This window comes from Acinetobacter sp. WCHAc060025 (genome assembly GCF_004209355.1).
Lineage (GTDB): Bacteria > Pseudomonadota > Gammaproteobacteria > Pseudomonadales > Moraxellaceae > Acinetobacter > Acinetobacter wuhouensis.
This window is the reverse complement of the sequence record NZ_SGSX01000006.1, coordinates 55,087-76,823: the sequence shown is the minus strand read 5'-3', so window position 1 is coordinate 76,823 and position 21,737 is coordinate 55,087. Positions and strand designations below refer to the sequence as shown.

Below are 21,737 nucleotides of genomic sequence, written 5' to 3'. Positions count from 1 at the left end.
TATCCAAAGTTAAGCATTGTAAATGTGATGACTTATCACTTTTGATTGCATTTATTTTAAAATTTTTAAAATCAATTTTCAGCATGAATCAAATGTTCATGCTGAAATATATTTTCAATTCAATTAATTAAATCGGATGTGAACTGGCAATTTCTTGGCTAATCATCACTGCTGTTGCAGCAGAAAGTGTCCACCCCAGATGTCCATGCCCTGTATTGTAGAATACCCGCTCACGTTTTCCACGTTTTACCACAGGCATCATATTTGGCATCATCGGTCTTAAACCTGCCCAAGGTACGCAATGTTCAGTCGAAATATCGAAGTTCTTATTTACCCAATCCGTTAAAGGCTGAATGCGATCTGAACGTATATCTCGGTTATAACCATTAAATTCCGCTGTACCTGCGATACGCAAACGATTTGCACCTAAACGTGAAGTCACAATCTTGGCGCTTTCATCAAGCAAGCTGACCCACGGTGCGCCATTGATACTTTTTTCATCGTTGAGTTGCACTGTGATTGAATATCCTTTGACAGGATAGACATTAACGCGATCACCCAATTGATTGGCCAATTGGTAACTTCCTACCCCACCACAGACCACAACTGCATCTGCGCTAATTTGTTCAATGACTTTAGCATGGCTTTCTTGACCATTCACATTTTCGCCACTGCTGTGATATTGAATATTTACACCTGTAGAAGTATGATCAATATTCACCACTTCCATGCCAAAGATGTATTTCACCCCATACTTTTCCGAAGCTTTCGCAAGCCCCATAGTAAATTTGTGAATATCACCTGTTGCATCACCTGGACAATAGAAACCACCATAATATTCACCAGTTAAACTTGGCTCAATGGCTTTTATTTCCTCAGGTGTCACTGCATGGCGTTCCAATCCACCTTTGCAAAGTAAATTATTGACAGCAGTTGCTATTTTATAGTCTTCTTCAGAATGATAGAAATGCAAAATTCCACGCTTTTCTAGGTCGAAATCAATCCCTTCTTGTTCTGCAATACTAAATAATCTTTGACGTGCCAACAGTGCCATTTTGACCGTGTCGCACGTATTGGCTTCGTAATGTTTAATGTTGCCAAGAAACTCAACCAGCCATGCATATTTGTGCAAATCAAATGCAGGATTGAGCAATAATGGGGCATCTTTTTTTGCCATCCATTTTATGCCTTTGAGAACCGTTGATTTTTGATTCCAAACTTCTGCATTGCAGGCAGACAGCTGTCCACCGTTGGCAAAAGATGTTTCCATCGCGGGAAATAAATGTTTATCAATAACAGTAACTTGATAACCTAATTGAGCAAGTTCATAAGCGGAAGTTACACCTGTAATTCCTGAACCAATAACGACAACATGACACATACGCACACTCCTTTGAAATGTAATGTTCAAGACGTTTCATTCGTCCTAAAATACATTGTCAATGTATGCCCCATCTGTCATGTGTACCTGAGAGCTTCGATAAAACCTAAGTCATTCATCATCAATGTTTTAGGTTAAACCATCCCCTTCGGTGAGCCATTTCTTTTTATTTTCAATAGAATGGCTTCTCTCCAGAGTTTTACAATGATTACAGTCCTTTTGCCTGAGAGTTTCCGGGGTCGTTGCTCCTTCGGCGAGTCAGAAGACTTCTCTCCTGCAATCATCTTTCCTTGTATATAGCAATTAATATGCCACTGATTAAAATTAAAACAATACTTAATGACCAATTTCTTTCAATTTTTATCAATGATTCACTGAGTCATAGCGGAATACATTCAAATCATCATATTCAATTTGCGGTGTCGTGCCAGAAATAATATCGGATAATAATTTTGCCGAACCGCAGGACATTGTCCAACCAAGCGTACCATGCCCAGTATTGGTGAATAAATTTTTAAATTTTGTTTTACCGACTATTGGTGTTCCATCAGGCGTTGCAGGTCTTAAACCTGTCCAGAAATGTGCATCTGAAATATCACTGGCTTTTGGAAAAAGTTGCTGTAATACCATCAACAAAGTATCTTCACGGCTGGCTTTTAGGGAACGATCAAAACCATTAATTTCTGCCATACCACCCACACGGATACGATCATCAAAACGTGTCAGTGCAATCTTGTAAGACTCATCTAAAATCGTCGATACGGGTGATAATGCAGGATCTAAAATCTTCGTGGTGATCGAATATCCTTTGAGTGGATAGACAGGTGCATCTATATCTAACTGCTTGAGCATCTCATGGCTATAGCTGCCAAGTGCCATCACATAGGCATCTCCTTTTACTCGAGTTCCGTCACTGAGTAAGATCCCTGTAATCTGATCTACATCCTTTTCAATTTTTTCTATGCTGGAATTAAACAAGAATTGAACACCTTGTTCAGCTGCGAGTTCAGCCAATTCTGTCGTGAATTTTTGACAATCTCCCGTTTGGTCATTCGGTAAACGTAAGCCACCAACAAAATCAACTGTCGCATGTGCTAACGCAGGTTCAGCATGAATAACACCTGCTTTGTCTAATAATTCAAATGGCACACCTTCGTGTTTTAAAACTTCAGTATCTTTACCCGCAACATCCAACTGTTCTTGTTTACGGAATAATTGTAAAGTTCCTAACTGGCGTTCATCAAAATGAATCCCTGTTTCAGCACGCAAATCATCTAGACAATCACGACTATATTCTGAAATTCGCACCATGCGTTCTTTATTGATTTGATAGCGATTGATATTACATTCTGCGAGCATGCGCACCATCCACTGGTACTGATACATATCGCCTGTCAATTTAATTGCCAATGGTGAATGGGGCTGAAACATCCATTTAAATGCTTTGAGTGGAATGCCAGGCGCAGCCCAAGGTGATGCATAGCCAGGGGAAATTTGTCCAGCATTGGCAAAACTGGTTTCTAAAGCAACATTCGGCTGTCGATCAATCACCGTCACATCATGCCCTGCTTGTTTTAGATAATAAGCTGAGGTTGTACCGATAACGCCTGCACCAAGTATAATAATATGCATACAGAACTGAACCTTATATAAAAAATTAGATTTTTAATTAAAAACTATAATAAAAAGTTATACTTCTAGAAAAATATATTGATCAATTCTCAATGTAGCATTTCATATAAATTACGCAATATAGTTTTAATCATGCTTAAGTATTAGAATAATTAGATCTGTTCTTTTTATTTTCTATCTTATTCAAATAAAAAGGGTATTTTATAAATACCCTATTATTAATTTACAATTTTAAATATTTAGATCATTTATTTTAACGATGTGTGTGAATCGACATCACAATCCCAAAGCTGGCCAATAAAGCGATCACTGCTGTTCCGCCATAACTCATTAATGGCAATGGATCACCTGTCACTGGTAAAATTCCACTCACCATACCTGAGTTAACAAAAACATAAAAGAACACTGATAAACCTATCGTACCTGCCAATAATCGCCCATAGTTATGGAAGCAGTTTAGGCTGATCATCATGCATCTAAAAATAATCGCAGTATAAAGCGCGAATAAAAAGAACACGCCCATGAAGCCAAATTCTTCGGCATAGGTCGACATGATGAAATCGGTATGATGTTCAGGCAAATAACCCAATTGTGACTGCGTACCCTCTAAGAAGCCACGCCCAGACAAGCCACCTGAACCAATGGCAATCTTCGATTGGATAATATTCCATCCAGCACCCAAAGCATCAGACTCTGGATCGAATAATGTCAAAATACGTTTCTTTTGATAGGCTTGCAGTACAAATGTCCAAATAATCGGGAATGCACATGCCAAAGCCGCCAACGTGCCACCGATATACCACCAAGACATACCACTCAAGAACAATGCAAATACACCACCAATCACAATACCAATCGCTAAATCGGGCTGTAATAATGCCAAAACGAATGGCACCATCATAATGATCAGTGCAACAACGATATGACGAAATTTCGGTGGTAATGGCATCCGTGAAAAATACCACGCCATCATCAGCGGCATGGCAAATTTCATAAATTCACTGGGTTGCATACTGCCAATACCTGGAATAGTCAACCAGCGTTTTGCGCCTAAGCGCACATCACCGATCAGCAATACAAGTATGAGCAATAGTATGGCAAACAAATAGAACCAAGGACTGATGGCTTGATATACTTTGGGTGGTACTTGCGCACATAAAAAAAGCACAACGAAACCAACAGCGAAGCTGACACCTTGGCGAATCACCATCGACATATCTTCAGAAGATGCGCTATAGACCATCAATAGCCCTAAGACCATATTAATAATCAATAAACCGAGCAACCACGGATCGAGATGTAATCTATCCCATCTGGACGCTTTTTGGTTGAAACTTAAACCATCTCGAACTGATTGGCGTAAAAACTTATATTGTGGCGATGGCGTCATATAAAAATCTTAAATTAAGCTTTATTTTTACGTGATTATAAAGATAAATGCTGAGTGAGAAAATCTCTCATTTTAGAATTTTAACCTATTTCTCTAGGATTACTGCTGTGATTGTAAAATGAGTCGTGCCAATTCCAAATCATCTGGATAGGTGATTTTAATATTATCTGAACGCCCCATCACCACTTGTACCGCTTCACCAATATGTTCTAATGCACTGGCTTCATCTGTAATGACAACATCATTCTCCAAAGCTGTTTCTATCGCTTTTTTAAGCGTTGAAAATGTTGAAATTTGTGGGGTCTGCGCTTGCCACAATTGTTCACGACTCACTGTTTTGTGAATGTCTTTTTGATTCTCAACAAATTTCAAAGTATCACGTACAGGGATCGCTAAAATTGCACTACAGTTTTGTTCAATCGCTGTTTGGATAAGATCCTCAAGGCACTGCTTAGTGACACATGGTCGTGCGGCATCATGTACAAATACGAGATCATCTGCTTGAGCGAATTGCTCTAAGTAATTCAATGCATTTAAAACAGAGTTAACACGTTCTGCACCGCCAAGACAAAAGTGGCTAATTTGCTTATTTTTAAGTGGCAATGTTTGTGCATATTGATCTTGCTCACCGATTGCTAACACATAGCCTGTAAGTGGCAAATCATTTAAACGTTCTATCGTATGTTCTAAGACAGTTTGGTCTTGGATGATTTGATATTGTTTCAGTTCAGTTTTTGAAAAACGGCTTCCAGTACCTGCAGCAGGAATAATTGCCCAAATTTTACGGTTCTTCTGGTGCTGGTTCACTGTCTTCATTTGTTCCTGAATTGTTTAAACTTGGATCTGTAATAATCGGTTTGTAATGGGTACTGATGGTACTCATTTGCACAAAAGTTTCGTGTGGTTTTACTAAACCTAAATCAAGTCGTGCATGTTCTTCGATGGCTTCTGCGCCATTTTTTAAGTCATACACTTCAGCGGCTAGGATGCGATTGCGTTCTTTTAGGTCAGCATTGACTTCAGCTTGCTGTTCGATTTGCTGTACGAGTGCTTGATGCGGAAAATGACCTCCCGCACCGAACCAAAAGCGGTATTGAAGTACCGCCACGATGACGATCGCGAGCACGGCAATCACTTTACTTGAAGTGGTTTTAAAGACGTCTAACATGTATTTTTGTCTTATGTCACAGCGTTAAATTAAGGTGCTAATATACATCAAATATTTTGCATGGTGAACGCTTTACTGTGGTAAATATGCAAATGGTAGGTAGAATTTTATTTTCGCTTTAAACATGCTCACTGTTACATACAAAAAAACGAAAATTGTTGATAATTAATATTTTTTATTTAAAATGGAATAAGTATTTTTGTATATTGAGCTATGGATAATTTAACTTTCTCAAGAAATTTAAAAATTGAAATTCTAAAAACATTATCTACGGAAGAAGAAAAACTATTTCAAAATATAGATTCAATTGATTTTTTTAGTGAAATTTTAGACTTAAGATCACTACCTTCTCATGATTCAAGATTTCAAAATGCTAGTGGGGATTTTTTTCAACATTTTATTAACAACAATGATTGGACTCTTGAAGAAGTTTTTTTAGATAGATTTGATTTTGTAAATTCAGATTTGAATTTTATTAACCTCTTAAATTTTGTTATTTCCCCACAAGTTAATAGAAATGAGGAAGAAATTAAATTTTTCTTCCATACATTAAATAGCTTATTGCCAAAAGAGAAATTTGAATATATACCGCAAGGGTATGATGAAAATAATCTTCCAATATTCAAAGTTGGAAGATTAGATGCAAATAAAAGATTTAAAGATATTCCTGATAATAACATTCCATTTCTAGTACATGATCATAACAATGAAAATCCAAGATTTGTTCTAAACAAATCTAGATGGGATGACTTTGGGAGTAAAAACAGTTTTATTTTATATTTCAAAGAGAATAATACAACAATTAGAATTGGTGAGTTAAAAATTATTACGAAAGAGCAATCTAGCTCAACTGACTTAATTAATAATGAGTTCTATCAATTACCATCAAACTTTTGTTCTTTAGGTCAAAGCTTTTCATACTATGAAACCATAAAAAACTTATTTAACACGCAATTTTTTTCCATTCTCAAAGCATTAAACGATTCAGCTTTTTTTGTTCAAATAGCCGAAGAATTTGAAAATACTCCTGAATTCAAATCAAGTTTGATAAGATATGCTCAACAAGAACAATTAATTAGACAAGCTAAATATCGTATCGATAATTATGATTTAAGCAACCTATATTCTTTTAACTATATCTTTAAGCCAACTTATTTATCAAATGAAGATGAAAATTTAGATATTAATTTTAAATTTAATGCTGACAAACCGCTAGCCAATCGTATTTATGCCTTAATTGGAAAAAATGGAGTCGGTAAGACTCAACTTATTTCGAAACTACCATTAGATATCGCAAATAATAAACAAGATTTTTTTTCACCTAAAGTCCCGTTATTTAGTAAATTAATAGCAGTTTCTTATAGCATTTTTGATAAATTTCTAATACCTAATAACTCTTCAACTTTTAATTATCTGTATTGCGGTCTCCGAGAAAAAAATGATAATAATGAATACTTTTTAAATTCAGATGAATTATTAAAAAGATTTTTTAGTTCAATATCTAAGATTGAACAGAATGAAAATTTTTATGATTGGACTGAAATTATTGGAAACTTCTTCTCAAAAGAACTTATCGAAAAATGGATTTTACCAAATAACTATGTTAATAGATTAAAACTAAATAAAACTGTTTTTTTGCAGGATCACAAAAATTTTAGTTCTGGACAAGCTATATTTGTTTATATTTTCACAGAGATTCTAGCAAATATTCGTTATGACTCATTAATTTTATTTGATGAACCTGAAACACATTTACATCCGAACGCAATCTCGCAATTAATAGCATTCATCAATTATTAGATAAGTTTCAATCATATTGCATCATTGCTACTCATTCACCTATTATTGTACAAGGTATTTTATCCAAAAACGTTTACGTTATAAAAAATGAATCAAGTGTTCTTTCTATTCGCCATCCATCTTTAGAAACTTTTGGTGAAAATTTAACAAGAATCACTGATGAAATTTTTGGCAGTCGTGATACTCAATCATACTTTAAAAGTAAATTGGAACAACTTGTTAAAGCAGGTTACAACTTTGATCAAATCAGCTCATTATTAACTACTGAAAATACATCACTTAGTTTGAATGCGTCAATATTACTCAATAATTTAGTGAATCAAAATGATCAACATTAAACCTTATTCTAATGATAGTTTCGAGTTTTTAGAAAGTGTTGTTGATTCTAAACGTAAACGACCAAATGAAAAACAACCATTCTATAAAGATAGAATGAAACAAATTTTACCAGAACTTAAACCCATGTGTGTACACTATGATGATGCATTTATTAGTCAAACATTAAAAACTCTAACCAGTAGTCCACGATTCAGTGAAATAAATTTAAAAAGTGATTTATTAGATTTATACTCCTACAATGCTAAGCCTTTTATTAAGTTAAAAAATAAAATTGTTGAATTACCTGATGGTAGTTCATTTGACACATGCCAATATTGCGGAATCAATAGTATAAGTACATTAGATCATGTATTACCTAAAAGTACATTTCCAGAGTTTGTTGTACATCCAAAAAATTTATTTCCTGCTTGTTCAGAATGCAATAGTTTAAAAATGTCTAAATGGTTAGAATCAGGTGAGGCTTCTTTTTTAAATTTATATTCTGACGTACTACCATTAGCTCAATTTTTATTTTTAAATATAAAATATAATGGAAAAACATTTGATGTATCTTTTTACTTATCGAATAAAAATAATATTAATTCTAAACTTTTTAATGTAATTAAGAATCACTTCAAGAACTTAAAACTTATTGAGAGATTTAACAAAAGGTCACATGAAATTATTTCTGAGTTCATTAATTCTATCATTCCAAACTTAGAGACTAATAGCTTAGAACAATTATTAAATAATTCTAAAAATCGAATTCCTAGGCAAAAGAATAGCATTGGACATAATCATTTTAAAAATATTATAGAACTCGAGCTATCTAATGGGATAGCACTTATTGAATATTTAAAAATGAATAACTATATTTAACCTAAATTATTATTTTTAAATTATGACAATAAAAAACCACCCCATTCCGAGGTGGTTTTTCAATCTAAATCAATCAATAACGATTAATTCAAACCTTTAAATTCAGCTTTACCGCGGTAAACTGCATTGGTTAATTCTTCAATACGAAGCAATTGGTTATATTTCGCAATACGGTCAGAACGTGAAAGTGAACCCGTTTTGATTTGACCCGCAGCAGTACCAACAGCAAGATCTGCAATTGTAGAATCTTCTGTTTCACCAGAACGGTGAGAAATTACAGTGCTATAACCATTTGCTTTAGCAAGGTAAATTGCATCTAAAGTTTCAGACAACGTACCGATTTGGTTGTATTTGATTAAAATCGAGTTACCGATTTTCTCATCAATACCACGTTGTAAAATCTTAGGATTAGTAACAAACAAATCATCACCAACCAATTGGATTTTATCACCAAGAATAGAAGTCAAGTACGCCCAACCTTCCCAGTCAGACTCATCCAAACCATCTTCAATTGAGATAATTGGATATTGGTTTACAAGACCAGCTAAATAGTCAGCAAATTGGTTGCTTGTGAATGCTTTATTGCCTTCACCTGCAAGTACATATTGACCATTTTTGTAAAATTCTGAAGATGCACAGTCAAGCGCAAGCATGATGTCAGAACCTGCTTTATAGCCAGTTTGACCAATTGCTTCAAGAATCGCAGTAATCGCTTCTTCGTTGGTACGAAGGTTAGGTGCAAAACCACCTTCATCACCCACTGCTGTATTTAAACCTTGTTTTTTAAGTACAGATTTTAAAGAATGGAAAATTTCTGCACCCGCACGTAAAGCTTCAGAGAATGAAGTAAAACCTACAGGCTCAATCATAAACTCTTGAATATCTACAGTATTATCTGCATGCGAACCACCGTTGATGATGTTCATCATTGGTACAGGCATAGATAAAGTCGTTTGACCACGTAAGTCAGCGATATATTGGAACAATTCAGTTTTCTTTTCAGCAGATGCAGCACGAGCAGCAGCCAAAGAAACCGCTAAAGTTGCGTTAGCACCTAATTTTTCTTTATTTTCAGTGCCATCAAGCGCGATCATTTTGTCATCAAGCGCTTTTTGTTCAAATACGTTTTGACCTTTTAATAAGTCTTTGATTTGACCATTTACGTTTTGAACTGCAGTGCGAACACCTTTACCCAAGTAACGTGATTTGTCACCGTCACGAAGTTCCAAAGCTTCACGAGAACCAGTTGAAGCACCAGATGGTGCACATGCACGGCCAACAACGCCAGAGTCTAGGATAACGTCTGCTTCGATGGTAGGGTTACCACGAGAGTCCAAAATTTCACGTGCACGAATGTCAACGATTTGACTCATGAACAATTCCTCAGTTGATTAATAAAATGACGCGCCATATTTCAGGCGCATCTAATTGTAAAAATTAGTGTGTATCTAGCTTTTTGAAACCTTTGACCAAGGTATCCAATTCTTTCAGCTGCGCTAAGAATGGCTCTAACTGAGACATACGTAATGCACAAGGTCCGTCGCATTTGGCTTTTTCAGGATCTGGATGCCCTTCTAAGAACAAACCTGCAAGACCTGTCGCCATACCTGCACGTGCAAGTGTGGTGATTTGCGCACGGCGTCCGCCCGCAGAATCTGCACGACCGCCTGGTGTTTGAAGCGCATGTGTCACATCAAAGAACACCGGCACGTTCATTTCTTTCATGGTATCAAAGCCAAGCATATCAACGATTAAGTTGTTATAACCAAATGCTGAACCACGCTCACACAGAATCAGTTTGTCATTTCCTGCTTCTAAACATTTATTGAGGATATGACGCATTTCATGCGGTGCAAGGAATTGTGCTTTTTTGATGTTAATAATGGCTTGTGTTTTCGCCATTGCTTCAACAAGATCAGTCTGACGACTTAAAAAAGCTGGAAGCTGAATAATATCTGCAACTTCAGCAACAGGTGCTGCTTGGTAAGGTTCGTGGACATCGGTAATGATCGGCACATTAAAATGTTTTTTAATGTCACCTAACCATTCAATGCCCTTTTCCAAACCAGGACCACGGAATGAATGTAAGCTCGAACGATTAGCTTTATCAAAGCTCGCTTTAAAGACATAAGGAATCTCTAAGCGTTTACAGATATCAACATAAGTTTCTGCAATTTCAAAAGCCAAGTCTTTCGATTCAAGTACGTTCATTCCGCCGAATAATACAAATGGCAAGTGGTTTGCCATTTGTATATCGCCTAAACGTACAATTTCTTGTGGTTTTAATTGTGACATTTAAACTTCCTAGTCGTGTCCTTAAACTTATTTGCTATTTTGGTGCTGTTTTTTCGCAGCATCAATGAAGCCAGCAAATAATGGATGTCCATCACGTGGTGAGCTGGTAAATTCTGGGTGGAATTGTACAGCAATAAACCAAGGATGTTCAGGAATTTCTACTGTTTCAACAAGATGTTGTACAGATGAATAACCTGAAATTTTCATACCTGCTTCTTCAATTGTAGGAATGAAACGATCATTCATTTCATAACGATGGCGATGACGCTCTGTGATTTCAGCTTTACCATAGACTTCACGTGTTTTAGTGCCTTCAACCAATTCTGATTTTTGAGCACCTAAACGCATTGTTCCACCAAGATTTGACTCAGTGCTACGGTGTTGAATTTCACCACGTTCATCTAACCATTCAGTGATTAAACCAATCAATGGGAATTTAGTTGAACGGTTAAATTCAGTTGAAGTCGCTTCTGGCATATTTGCAACATGACGTGCAAATTCAATCACAGCCAATTGCATACCTAAACAAATACCTAAGAATGGTACTTTGTTTTCACGTGCAAATTGAATCGCTTGCATTTTACCTTCAGTACCACGTTCACCAAAACCACCTGGTACAAGGATCGCATCAGCATCTTTCAATACTTCTGCTGGATTTTGGCTTTCAAGTTCTTCTGCATTGACATAATCAATTTGAACTTTTACGCGATTTTGAATACCCGCATGTAAAAGTGCTTCATTTACAGATTTATAAGCATCTGGAAGTTCAACATATTTACCCACCATCGCAACACGGATTGTGTATTCAGGGTTCAATAATGCTTCAACGACATGATCCCAATCTGAAAGGTCTGCTTCAGGAAGATCGTTATAACCAAAACGTTCACAAATTAAATCGTCAACATTTTGCTCATAGAATGTACGTGGAATTTGATAGATTGAACGTGCATCTTTACATACCACAACAGCACGTGCTTCTACGTTAGTGAATAACGCGATTTTACGTGTTGTGTCTGCATCGACATCATGTTCAGTACGACAAATCAGGATGTCTGGCTGAATACCAATTGACAATAATTCTTTAACAGAATGTTGTGTTGGTTTAGTTTTTAATTCTGCAGCAGACTTGATATATGGCAATAATGTTAAATGCATCAACATGGTACGTTTATGACCAAGTTCAACCATTAACTGACGTACTGATTCCATGAATGGGAGAGATTCAATGTCACCAACTGTACCGCCGATTTCAACGATAGCCACGTCATAACCTTCGCCTGCGCGAAGAACACGTTCTTTAATATTATCCGTAATATGTGGAATAACTTGGACAGTACCACCAAGGTAATCACCACGACGTTCTTTATTTAAAACATCTTGGTAAACACGACCTGAAGTAAAGTTATTCAATTTGGTCATTTTAGCACGACGTAAGAAACGTTCGTAATAACCCAAATCTAAGTCAGTTTCAGCACCATCTTCAGTGACAAATACTTCACCGTGCTGAAATGGGCTCATAGTCCCAGGATCGACATTAATGTATGGATCCATTTTGACCATGGTTACTTTTAAACCACGGGCTTCTAAAAGTGCAGCAACTGAAGCAGCTGAAATACCTTTACCTAGTGATGATACAACACCACCAGTGACGAATATAAAATGGGTCATTAAGTTTCTCGTACAATGGAGCCTAAATTGGCCTACAATGTTGTGCGATTTTACTTTACCTTGTACCTAGAAAGCAAAGTCAATTCACATCAATTCATAGAACAATAAACAATTGGCTATTCTATCAGCATTTCCAATAAAAATTTAGCACTTGATTAGGTGATTTTTAAATATCATTTTGCTGTTATACTAGGTAACATCTCTCTAATACGTTTTGTTTTGAGTAATTATGAATAAGAAATTTTTAATTTGTGGCGCAATTGCGACAGCACTCCTTGTTTCCGCTTGTGTAAAAAAAGAAGAGCCTAAAGAAACTGAGCAAGAAAATGTTGAGAATACTCAATCTGCTTCTGAAGCTTCTGAATTCCAAAGTCTTCCAAGTGTTGAGCAAAATACAGCTCAAGAAACTCAGCAAGAAGAAATTCCAGTACATGTAGAAGTAAGTCGTACTGAAACAGCAAATACCACAACTGAAATTCGTACAACTTCACATGAAGCACATGCGACGACTCAAAATACGCAGTCTGAACAAGCTCAACCGAAACCAGAACCTAAGCCGGCTAAAGCTGAGTCAGTAAAAACTGAAACTGCTCAAACTGCGCCTAAACCACAACCTGCTCCAAAAGCAAATTCTGGTACAGCGCAAACTGAAGATGACGCTGTTGCCGCTGCGATTGCCGCTGCGACACCTGCGCTTAAAAACTAATTTTAGTTTTAGCATTAAAAAAACCAGTCATTTAGACTGGTTTTTTATTTGAGTTTTAAATGAGAACCGCCTTTTAAGATCTGAACTCACATTAAAAGCCATGCTCAAAATAAATTAGAACTGCTTTAAAAAATCTGCCATCAAACGCGAAGCCCAAGACTTTGTTTGTACACCCTCGTAAAAACCACAATGACTGCCCTTTTTTGTGGTAACAACTGCAACATTTTCCATACTTTGAATGGTCTGCTTAAATGGCTCTAAATTTTTAATCGAACAGACTGGGTCATCTTCAGCATTTAAAATCATGAGTGGAATTTTCACATTTTCAAACACATAGATTGGATTAATGGCTTGAGAATAACTTTGATAGTCAGCATAACCTGCCATTTCATAGTATTCATTTTGAAATTCTTGCAAAGTCTTGGTTTGTAGAACCTTTTGCACTGAACCAATTTGACGCCATGTCTGCTCATAAGGCTCGATGAATGACTGAAATAATTTTTTGGTCATGATTTTGGTATAAAAAGGATGAACATTTTCAAACCCCAACTCTGTGTCATAACCAGGACACATAGCAAAGGCGGCTTTAAATGGCGTATCCAAGCCCTGTTCACCTAAGTAACGAACCAATAAACCTGTTCCTGCTGATGAACCAACCGCATAAAGTTCAGATTGTGGAAATTGCTTTTGAATAAAATTCAATTGCTCTTTTAGATCAGATGTCGAACCAAAGATCGACATTTGTGGCACTGGCATTGGTAAACCTGCATGCCCACGGCGTAAACACAGCGCGATACGCCAACCTGTATATTCATGCAAATCTTTAACCAATTCACGCATACTCGCAGGTGTTCCTGTAATGGTATGCATGATGACAACGGTTGGAGTATTTTGAGGCAAATCGTAGCCATACCATGAAATCGCGGTAATTCCACCATCTTGCATGGTCAGTTGATCGAGTCGATCATATTCCAGCTTTATGGTTTTTTTCTTAATGATATCAAAATACAGCAAATGTGCATGGGTATTACTCAGCCAAGGCGTTGGACGATATTTATCATGCAATTGTGGCAACTGTTCAAGTATTTCAGCCATTTGACCCTCTGGCTTATAATACAATTTCGGCAGTTCGGCACCTGTGACTTGATCAAGAACAGTTTGCGTCAGTTGAGTCGCTCTATTAAGCGTAGCATTGAATATAGACATTTTGATTCCCGTTGGCTGACCATTTTAAAATACCTATGCGCTCAGCATCATTTTAAAAAGATCAATTACCGAATAGATTCAGAATGTACGAATACATTCTGAATTTCAAACAATTTAAGTGACAAACGATTTAAATGGCAAAATATTTAAGTCACAAGTTAAGTACGAAAATATTTCATTAATGGATGAAATATTATGCAGGCTGATATTTAGCGAAACGTTCGGCCATTTGTACAGCCAACGCCTCTAAACCTTGTTTAGGACGAATCATCACTTCAAATTCAACAATTTGACCTTGTTCATTGAAGCGAATCATATCAATGCCTTTCAGTTACTTTTCAGACACAATCGCAGAAAACTCAAGCACCACACTTTGCTCATCTTCGGTAAAAAATTCACGGTGATACGTAAAGTTTTCAAATACCTGAATGACATTGGTCAAAATGAAGTAAACCACCTGCTTCCCTTCATAGGGCTTAAATGCCACAGGTGAACGAAACACCACATCATCAGCAAGTAATTCACTGAGGATACTCATGTCACGTGTTTTGATCATTTCATGCCATTTTTGAATGGCTGGTTTGGTGTTTTTGTAGCTCATTTTATGTCCTTATATAAAACTCATTTAAACATTAATCCCTCCCAACCTCCCTTTAAAAAGGGAGGGGCTTCACGAATTTTATAACGGTAATAAAAACGAAGCTTTTCCCCTCTTTCTTAAAGAGGGGTTAGGGGAGATTCTATTAAAAAAATTAAATCACCATCGCCAATTCAGCACCCTGACGAATAGCACGTTTTGCATCCAACTCGCCCGCTTCTTTCGCACCACCAATCAAATGCACAGATTTACCATCGGCTTGAAGCTGATCAAACATTGCGGTAAATGGTTCCTGTCCTGCACAGATCACCACATTATCGACATCTAAAATCATGGTTTTTTCACCCACGGTGATATGTAAACCTTGATCATCGATTTTGTCGTAGCTTGCACCTGGAATCATATTGACATGACGGTGTTTTAAACCTGTACGGTGAATCCAACCTGTGGTCTTACCTAAGCCTGCACCAACGGAATTGGTTTTGCGTTGCAGTAAATAAATTTCACGTGGTGACTGTTCAACTTCAGGGGCTTTCAAACCGCCAACATGCTCATAAGTGGTATCAATGCCCCATTCATCATAGAATTTCTGAGGATTTAGACTGCCACTTTCGCCTTCATGCGATAAATATTCAGCGGTATCAAAACCAATACCGCCCGCACCAATAATTGCGACTTTTTTACCCACAGGCTTACGGTCACGTAACACTTCGATATAGGACAATACTTTTGGATGATCAATGCCTTCGATATTTAAATGACGTGGTGTTACACCTGTTGCGACCACAATGTCATCAAAGTTTTCAACACTGAGTTCCTCATACGTTGCTGTGTGATTCAGTACTAATTTAATGTTCGGTTGAAGTTCAATTTTACGTTTGAAATAACGTAAAGTTTCATAGAACTCTTCTTTGCCCGGAATGGTTTTGGCAATATTGAACTGACCACCAATCTGATTGGATGCTTCAAAAATCGTGACTTTATGACCACGATCTGCAGCATAGGTTGCAAAACTTAAACCCGCTGGCCCTGCACCAATCACGGCAATATTTTTCACATTTGCTGAATCTTTAAAGATTAACTCTGTTTCATAACATGCACGTGGATTTACTAAACAAGTGGCTATTTTCATTGAGAAAATATGATCCAGACACGCTTGATTACAGCCGATACAGGTATTGATTTCATCTGCACGACCTTGTTCAGCTTTTGCGACAAAATGCGAATCTGCAAGCATTGGACGAGCTATCGAGATCATATCCGCATCGCCCTGAGCAAGAACATGTTCAGCCATTTCAGGGGTATTGATGCGGTTTGAGGTAATTAAAGGCACATTAACCGAACCTTTTAACTTCTTCGTCACCCATGTAAATGCTGCACGAGGAACTTTGGTGGCAATCGTTGGAATGCGTGCTTCATGCCAGCCGATACCTGTATTGATAATCGTTGCGCCTGCTTTTTCGATTTCTTTAGCAAGTTGAATCACTTCCTCTAAAGTTGAACCGCCTTCAACCAAATCAAGCATAGATAAACGATAGATAATGATGAAGTTCTCACCGACTTCTTCACGGGTACGGCGCACAATTTCAATCGGGAAACGAATACGGTTTTCGTAGCTACCGCCCCATTCATCATCACGATGGTTGGTACGTGCAGCGATAAATTCATTGATCAGATAGCCTTCTGAACCCATGATTTCCACGCCATCATAGCCTGCAATCTGTGACATTTTTGCGCAATTGGCAAAGTCAGCAATGGTTTGATTCACTTCCGCAGACGTTAAAGCATGTGGTTTAGTTGGATTAATCGGTGCTTGAATCGCTGATGGCGCAACGTTTTCAGGCTGATAAGAATAACGCCCTGTATGTAAAATCTGTAATGCGATTTTCCCACCTGCATCATGCACGGCTTGGGTAATGACTTTATGTTTTTCTGCTTCTTCTACAGTATCAAGTTTAGAACCACCAAAGAATGTCACCCCATGATCATTCGGTGAAATACCACCTGTCACGATTAAACCCACACCGCCTGCTGCACGTTCTGCATAGAAAGCAGCCATACGGTCATAACCACCATCGACTTCTTCAAGCCCTACATGCATAGAACCCATTAACACTCTGTTTTTTAATGTGGTAAAGCCTAAATCTAAAGGCGCAAGTAAATGCGGATAATTAGACATGAATACTCCTTGGCTGCTTTTGCTGGCTTGTGATATTTGCAATTTTTTAATTTAGTGCAACTTGTTGCAAAAATTTATGTTTTATTTATAAGCGAGAATTGATTTTTATGCAACATGTTGCATAATGACTCGACAGCTATTTTTTTGAGATTTGTAACAAAATGTCCTTAGCCCATGTACTCCTCACCAGTTTGATCGAAAAACCAAGCACAGGTATCGATTTGGGGCGGCGTTTTGACCGATCAATGGGGTTCTTTTGGAATGCAACACATCAGCAAATCTATAGAGAACTCAATGGCATGTTACAAAAAGGTTGGATTTCTACCATTGAGGAAGAATCTGAAAATAGTCGCAAAAAAACCTATCAAGTTGAACAACTTGGGCGTACTGAACTGGCAGATTGGATGGTCAAACAAAGCCCACCTGCGCAACTGCGTGAAGAACTCATGGTACGGTTACGTGCCGAAGCACAATTTGGTGGAAATACCGTTTTACCTGAACTCGAACGTCATTTAGAATTACATCAAGAAAAATTGAAAGTCTATCAATCAATCTTCGCAAAAGATTTCCAACACGAAGATGACACTGATAGAACATTATTTATTCATAAAATGATTTTACAATTGGGTATTAACCTTGAGATGGGTTGGATTGATTGGCTTGAAACCATCATCCCTCAATTGAAGAAATTTTCGCAAAATTAAAATATAGGTACAACTATGCCGTTTTATACAATGCCTGATGGTGAAAAATTATTTGTTCGTGAAATTGGTCAAGGCGAACCTGTAATGGTGCTCTCTGGCTTAGGTATGCATAGTTGGCAGTGGCTGCCTTTTTTATTGCCAAATATTAAGCAGTATAAATTTTATATTCCTGATTGGCGTGGATTTGGTGGCTCAAAAGCCTGTGAAATTCCACAAGATATTGCTGCAATTCCAAACCATTGGCGTGACCTAGATTGTCTAATTCAACATTTGGATTTAGATAATTTTATCTTGATGGGCTATTCCATGGGCGCATCTACGGCAATGCACGGCATGCAATATGGCGACCTACAAAGCAAATTAAAAGCCTATTTGCATATCGATCAAACACCAAAGATTCCAAGTGATTTAAACTGGGAGTTTGGTTTATTTGGAAAAAAATATTTTAAAATAAAACGTTTACTGAAAGATTTTTCTGAATTTTTACATCAATACTCAAACTATCGTTTTGTTGATGAATTACCACTTGAACCACGTACTGAGCTTATTCAAATTTGGCTGAATTTCATTAAAATTCAAGGCAGTAATAAACTTAGTCCAATCATGTTCAATTTGGCACTCAAACATCCTACGCTTCAACGTCATTTGTTGCCGATACGTCGGATGGATTATCTAACATGGTATATCGATAACTACCTGAATCATAATGAAGATTATCGCCAATCAATTTCAACACTTGCCTGCCCAACCACCTTCTTTATTGGACAATTGTCTACACTTTATCCAATCGAAGGCCAGCTCAGAGTGTCAAACTCTCTCAGTAATTCACAAAATATTATTTTTAAAAAATCAGGACATACACCGCTGATAACTGAACCAGTAAAATTCAGCCGTGAAATTTCAGCATTTTTAAAGAAAGTGAGTTGAATCCATGTAAATTTAGGGTGGGATAAGACATATTATTCCATCTTAAATTTTTTATTTTTTTGATAAATCATTCAACAACCCAGAATTAAAAAACAATATTGACCGATTTTTTATAAATAAAATAACTAAAAAAATCTGTAAAGTTACTCTAAATTCTCACATCATGTAAATAAACACAATATAAGTAATGCGTCATTTTTTGGCAAACTTGTATTTAGCTGTGTGTTTTTTGTACCAAATAAAAATAGGTCCATCTTTTAATCCTAGAATAAAAAATAGTTTGTGAAAATCATGTTCTATTTTCAAAAACAAAAAATTCAACGTCATAATAAGGATATTGTATGAGTGAAACACACACCTATCACCCACATGAAAAACGCGATCGTGTTATGGCGATTGTGGGTGCTGCTTCGGGTAACTTAGTCGAATGGTTTGACTTTTATATTTACGCTGCTTTTGCCACCTATTTTACCCATGCGCTTACCGCACCTGATATGAATGACTCAACCAAAGCCATTTACGTTTGGGGTGTATTCGCCGCGAGTTTCTTCATGCGTCCAATCGGCAGTTGGCTATTTGGTTGGATTGGTGATACTTATGGTCGTAAAAAATCCATGATCATTTCGATCACCCTCATGGCAATTAGTTCTTTTTTATTCGCAGCACTTCCTACTTATGAAGACGTTGGGATGCTAGCTCCCTTTTTACTGCTCGCAGTACGATTGCTTCAAGGGCTTTCTGTCGGTGGTGAGTACGGTACCGTTGCCACCTATATGAGTGAAGTTGCACTTAAAGGGCAACGTGGTTTCTATTCATCATTTCAATATGTAACACTATCTGGCGGACAACTTTTAGCAAGTTTACTTGGCGTCATCATGCTCGCACTGATGTCCAAAGAGGAATTAATGAATGGTGGATGGCGTATTCCTTTCATTATTGGTGGTGTTGTTGCAATTCTTTCATTCTTTGCCCGTCGTCATTTAAAAGAAACGCTAAAAGAGGATGAAGGGAAAAAAGAGGGGTCAGGTAGCTTAACTGAGCTATTTAAGCATAATTGGAAAACCTTCCTATTGGTTGTTGGTTATACTTCTGCGGGTTCACTGTGTTTTTATATTATTACTGTATATTCAAAAACATATATCACCAGTCTCGGTTTTGCTGATAAAACTGTCGGCTATATGATGACCATTGCACTGTTTGTATTTATGTGTGCTCAACCACTATTTGGAATGCTTTCTGATCGAATTGGTCGGCGCGCCTCCATGATTTTGTTTAGTGTGAGTTGTGCAATCTTTATCTATCCCGTGATGGTGATTGCAATGCCTTATTTCCATGATTCAGCAGTGATCGTTACGTTGTTACTGATCTTCCTCATGTTTATGCTGAGTTTCTACACTTCAATCAGTGGACTTGTTAAAGCTGAAATGTTCCCTGCACATATTCGCGCCCTCGGTGTTGGTTTCGCCTATGCCGTAGGTAATGCAATCTTTGGTGGTTCAGCACCTGCTGTTGCACTTAAGCTCAAAGATATGGGACATGAAAATAGCTTCTTTCTTTATGTGATTGTGATGCTGATCATTTGTTTGATTTGTAGTTTACAGTTGCCAAAACAACCTGAATATTTACACCATGACCATTAAGTACATTGATCTAGAAACCTTTGAGTAAAGTCCGTACATGTTAAAGAAAAGATCTGTTTTTACAGATTTTTTCTTATTTTAATCATTCGATTAATTTATGATAAGACAACTAAAACATGCATCCCACGACATTTAGAGGAAATATGAAAAAAATAATATTGAGTCTTATGATTTTATCGATAAGTGCATTCTCAAATGCAAAATCTCAAACTTATACCATTTTAAATGGTGGCGGTGTTGATGATCTTGGATTGATCCTTAAAGATAGTAAAAATAAAGAAGTTCACGCCTTCTGTGATCAGAAATGTGGGGATTGGTTTGATCCTGATGAAGAGTCAGGTGGTGAGCACATTAAGAAAAAAATTATTGGGAAAAAAGTTCAAGCTGAAATAAAAGTTGAAAACAACAGAGATCGCATAGTTGGTCCTGGAGCAAATGAAAGACTAAGTTTCATTAAAAACATCAAATTGATAAAATAATTTTTCAATTCATTCAAATTAGAATTTATAAATACACCTTATAGATCAATAAGGTGTATTGAGTCCAAATGACTTAATAATTCTCGGATGTAGTCAATTTTCACCACTAGAAATAACATACTTAAACATGATCTACTTACAAAATATCACTACCCATTTCCCTTAAGAAAAGTTTATAAAATGCAATTTTTTAATGCATTGATATAAAATAGAATCATCATTAGCTCAACAATATTCAACATGATCTATCATTCTAAAAACACATTTAAGAAAATATTTCTAACGACGACCATTTTATTTTCAAGCTCAATCAGCTTTGCAGAGCAATGCTTATCACCACAAAAACTGACTGAGCAAATGTATAAAAAACATTTCAGTGGGCGCAATGATGATGTAAAGCCACTGGCTTCAACAAGTATACAAAACTTAGAAAAATACCTGACAAAACCGCTGGCTAAAAAAATTGATAATGACAATAAATGCCAAACTAAAACCCAAATGCTGTGTAATTTAGAATTTGATATTTTAACCGATGCACAAGATTCACCTGAAAAACCACGCTATAACATCACCCAAGTTTCCAATACTCAAGTAAATGTCATGATTTCAGGTGTAGATTATAAAAAGAAAATTACACTAAAATTTGCACAAGAAAATGGTTGTAGCAAAATTTCAGATATTCTTTATCCTACGCATCAGTCATTAAATCATCTTCTAAAGTAAAAAGATGATTTAACTTTAACAGAGCAACTTAAAATAGATGTATT

At 36.7% G+C, this 21,737-nt stretch carries 18 protein-coding genes, 1 pseudogene and 1 riboswitch; of the genes and pseudogenes, 8 read left to right on the top strand and 11 right to left on the bottom strand.

Annotation, left to right across the window (positions count from 1 at the left end; all coding sequences use genetic code 11):
- Positions 1 to 127 precede the first annotated feature (127 nt).
- The 5 genes from EXE09_RS06560 to ftsB all read right to left on the bottom strand — a co-directional run bounded on the left by EXE09_RS06560 (position 128) and on the right by ftsB (position 5,571).
- Positions 128 to 1,381, bottom strand: a complete 1,254-nt coding sequence (locus EXE09_RS06560; RefSeq protein ID WP_130116732.1) for a D-amino acid dehydrogenase — start codon at positions 1,379 to 1,381, stop codon at positions 128 to 130.
- Between the two features lie 201 nt (positions 1,382 to 1,582).
- Positions 1,583 to 1,668: riboswitch (glycine riboswitch) on the bottom strand.
- A 76-nt stretch (positions 1,669 to 1,744) separates the two neighbouring features.
- Positions 1,745 to 3,013, bottom strand: coding sequence for a D-amino acid dehydrogenase (locus tag EXE09_RS06555; protein WP_130116731.1), 1,269 nt, complete (start codon positions 3,011 to 3,013; stop codon positions 1,745 to 1,747).
- A gap of 253 nt (positions 3,014 to 3,266) precedes the next feature.
- Positions 3,267 to 4,403, bottom strand: a complete 1,137-nt coding sequence (gene rodA / locus EXE09_RS06550) for a rod shape-determining protein RodA (RefSeq protein ID WP_130116730.1) — start codon at positions 4,401 to 4,403, stop codon at positions 3,267 to 3,269.
- Positions 4,404 to 4,502: 99 nt separating this feature from the next.
- A complete protein-coding gene (gene ispD, locus EXE09_RS06545; protein WP_130116729.1) occupies positions 4,503 to 5,219 on the bottom strand; it encodes a 2-C-methyl-D-erythritol 4-phosphate cytidylyltransferase in 717 nt (238 codons plus the stop codon).
- Positions 5,185 to 5,571, bottom strand: coding sequence for a cell division protein FtsB (ftsB, locus tag EXE09_RS06540; protein ID WP_068974288.1), 387 nt, complete (start codon positions 5,569 to 5,571; stop codon positions 5,185 to 5,187). The genes ispD and ftsB overlap by 35 nt, the downstream gene beginning before the upstream one ends.
- A gap of 213 nt (positions 5,572 to 5,784) precedes the next feature.
- On the opposite strand from ftsB, the gene EXE09_RS06535 reads away from it, so the two are divergent.
- Both EXE09_RS06535 and EXE09_RS06530 read left to right on the top strand, forming a co-directional pair.
- Positions 5,785 to 7,371 (top strand): AAA family ATPase, encoded by a 1,587-nt coding sequence (locus EXE09_RS06535; protein WP_228257175.1) that lies wholly within the window; start codon positions 5,785 to 5,787, stop codon positions 7,369 to 7,371.
- A 324-nt stretch (positions 7,372 to 7,695) separates the two neighbouring features.
- Positions 7,696 to 8,568, top strand: coding sequence for an HNH endonuclease (locus EXE09_RS06530; protein ID WP_130116728.1), 873 nt, complete (start codon positions 7,696 to 7,698; stop codon positions 8,566 to 8,568).
- 83 nt (positions 8,569 to 8,651) lie between these two features.
- Here EXE09_RS06530 and eno read toward each other — a convergent pair whose 3' ends face one another.
- The 3 genes from eno to EXE09_RS06515 form a co-directional block, all read right to left on the bottom strand.
- The gene (gene eno / locus EXE09_RS06525; RefSeq protein WP_130112162.1) at positions 8,652 to 9,941 is read right to left on the bottom strand and encodes a phosphopyruvate hydratase; all 1,290 of its coding nucleotides are present in this window, start codon (positions 9,939 to 9,941) and stop codon (positions 8,652 to 8,654) included.
- 64 nt (positions 9,942 to 10,005) lie between these two features.
- Positions 10,006 to 10,863 (bottom strand): 3-deoxy-8-phosphooctulonate synthase, encoded by an 858-nt coding sequence (gene kdsA / locus EXE09_RS06520; RefSeq protein ID WP_068974292.1) that lies wholly within the window; start codon positions 10,861 to 10,863, stop codon positions 10,006 to 10,008.
- 27 nt (positions 10,864 to 10,890) lie between these two features.
- Complete coding sequence (locus EXE09_RS06515) at positions 10,891 to 12,531, bottom strand: CTP synthase (protein ID WP_130116727.1); 1,641 nt, start codon at positions 12,529 to 12,531, stop codon at positions 10,891 to 10,893.
- A gap of 229 nt (positions 12,532 to 12,760) precedes the next feature.
- On the opposite strand from EXE09_RS06515, the gene EXE09_RS06510 reads away from it, so the two are divergent.
- Positions 12,761 to 13,237 carry an internalin gene (locus EXE09_RS06510; RefSeq protein ID WP_130116726.1) on the top strand — a complete coding sequence of 159 codons (477 nt, stop codon included), beginning with the start codon at positions 12,761 to 12,763 and terminating at the stop codon, positions 13,235 to 13,237.
- Positions 13,238 to 13,351: 114 nt separating this feature from the next.
- On the opposite strand, the gene EXE09_RS06505 is transcribed toward EXE09_RS06510, so the two are convergent.
- From EXE09_RS06505 to EXE09_RS06495, 3 genes and pseudogenes are all read right to left on the bottom strand, one after another.
- A complete protein-coding gene (locus EXE09_RS06505; protein ID WP_130116725.1) occupies positions 13,352 to 14,443 on the bottom strand; it encodes a YheT family hydrolase in 1,092 nt (363 codons plus the stop codon).
- Positions 14,444 to 14,636: 193 nt separating this feature from the next.
- Positions 14,637 to 15,044: pseudogene (locus EXE09_RS06500) on the bottom strand (nuclear transport factor 2 family protein).
- Between the two features lie 151 nt (positions 15,045 to 15,195).
- Positions 15,196 to 17,220, bottom strand: coding sequence for an NADPH-dependent 2,4-dienoyl-CoA reductase (locus tag EXE09_RS06495; RefSeq protein ID WP_130116724.1), 2,025 nt, complete (start codon positions 17,218 to 17,220; stop codon positions 15,196 to 15,198).
- Positions 17,221 to 17,381: 161 nt separating this feature from the next.
- Between EXE09_RS06495 and EXE09_RS06490 the strand changes: the two genes are divergently transcribed.
- The 5 genes from EXE09_RS06490 to EXE09_RS06470 all read left to right on the top strand — a co-directional run bounded on the left by EXE09_RS06490 (position 17,382) and on the right by EXE09_RS06470 (position 21,693).
- Positions 17,382 to 17,924, top strand: coding sequence for a PadR family transcriptional regulator (locus EXE09_RS06490; protein WP_068974298.1), 543 nt, complete (start codon positions 17,382 to 17,384; stop codon positions 17,922 to 17,924).
- Between the two features lie 15 nt (positions 17,925 to 17,939).
- Complete coding sequence (locus EXE09_RS06485; RefSeq protein WP_068974299.1) at positions 17,940 to 18,851, top strand: alpha/beta fold hydrolase; 912 nt, start codon at positions 17,940 to 17,942, stop codon at positions 18,849 to 18,851.
- 341 nt (positions 18,852 to 19,192) lie between these two features.
- The gene (locus EXE09_RS06480) at positions 19,193 to 20,491 is read left to right on the top strand and encodes an MFS transporter (protein WP_068974300.1); all 1,299 of its coding nucleotides are present in this window, start codon (positions 19,193 to 19,195) and stop codon (positions 20,489 to 20,491) included.
- A gap of 143 nt (positions 20,492 to 20,634) precedes the next feature.
- A complete protein-coding gene (locus tag EXE09_RS06475) occupies positions 20,635 to 20,970 on the top strand; it encodes a hypothetical protein (protein ID WP_130116723.1) in 336 nt (111 codons plus the stop codon).
- Between the two features lie 240 nt (positions 20,971 to 21,210).
- Positions 21,211 to 21,693: a DUF3828 domain-containing protein gene (locus EXE09_RS06470; protein WP_130112153.1), complete on the top strand. Its 483-nt coding sequence runs from the start codon at positions 21,211 to 21,213 to the stop codon at positions 21,691 to 21,693.
- Positions 21,694 to 21,737 lie beyond the last annotated feature (44 nt).

What these genes read in the sequence shown, in the direction of transcription:
- EXE09_RS06560 (WP_130116732.1), bottom strand. Translation starts at nt 1,381, where the DNA reads ATGTGTCATGTTGTCGTTATTGGTTCAGGAATTACAGGTGTAACTTCC.
- EXE09_RS06555 (WP_130116731.1), bottom strand. Translation starts at nt 3,013, where the DNA reads ATGCATATTATTATACTTGGTGCAGGCGTTATCGGTACAACCTCAGCT.
- rodA (WP_130116730.1), bottom strand. Translation starts at nt 4,403, where the DNA reads ATGACGCCATCGCCACAATATAAGTTTTTACGCCAATCAGTTCGAGAT.
- ispD (WP_130116729.1), bottom strand. Translation starts at nt 5,219, where the DNA reads ATGAAGACAGTGAACCAGCACCAGAAGAACCGTAAAATTTGGGCAATT.
- ftsB (WP_068974288.1), bottom strand. Translation starts at nt 5,571, where the DNA reads ATGTTAGACGTCTTTAAAACCACTTCAAGTAAAGTGATTGCCGTGCTC.
- EXE09_RS06535 (WP_228257175.1), top strand. Translation starts at nt 5,785, where the DNA reads ATGGATAATTTAACTTTCTCAAGAAATTTAAAAATTGAAATTCTAAAA.
- EXE09_RS06530 (WP_130116728.1), top strand. Translation starts at nt 7,696, where the DNA reads ATGATCAACATTAAACCTTATTCTAATGATAGTTTCGAGTTTTTAGAA.
- eno (WP_130112162.1), bottom strand. Translation starts at nt 9,941, where the DNA reads ATGAGTCAAATCGTTGACATTCGTGCACGTGAAATTTTGGACTCTCGT.
- kdsA (WP_068974292.1), bottom strand. Translation starts at nt 10,863, where the DNA reads ATGTCACAATTAAAACCACAAGAAATTGTACGTTTAGGCGATATACAA.
- EXE09_RS06515 (WP_130116727.1), bottom strand. Translation starts at nt 12,531, where the DNA reads ATGACCCATTTTATATTCGTCACTGGTGGTGTTGTATCATCACTAGGT.
- EXE09_RS06510 (WP_130116726.1), top strand. Translation starts at nt 12,761, where the DNA reads ATGAATAAGAAATTTTTAATTTGTGGCGCAATTGCGACAGCACTCCTT.
- EXE09_RS06505 (WP_130116725.1), bottom strand. Translation starts at nt 14,443, where the DNA reads ATGTCTATATTCAATGCTACGCTTAATAGAGCGACTCAACTGACGCAA.
- EXE09_RS06495 (WP_130116724.1), bottom strand. Translation starts at nt 17,220, where the DNA reads ATGTCTAATTATCCGCATTTACTTGCGCCTTTAGATTTAGGCTTTACC.
- EXE09_RS06490 (WP_068974298.1), top strand. Translation starts at nt 17,382, where the DNA reads ATGTCCTTAGCCCATGTACTCCTCACCAGTTTGATCGAAAAACCAAGC.
- EXE09_RS06485 (WP_068974299.1), top strand. Translation starts at nt 17,940, where the DNA reads ATGCCGTTTTATACAATGCCTGATGGTGAAAAATTATTTGTTCGTGAA.
- EXE09_RS06480 (WP_068974300.1), top strand. Translation starts at nt 19,193, where the DNA reads ATGAGTGAAACACACACCTATCACCCACATGAAAAACGCGATCGTGTT.
- EXE09_RS06475 (WP_130116723.1), top strand. Translation starts at nt 20,635, where the DNA reads ATGAAAAAAATAATATTGAGTCTTATGATTTTATCGATAAGTGCATTC.
- EXE09_RS06470 (WP_130112153.1), top strand. Translation starts at nt 21,211, where the DNA reads ATGATCTATCATTCTAAAAACACATTTAAGAAAATATTTCTAACGACG.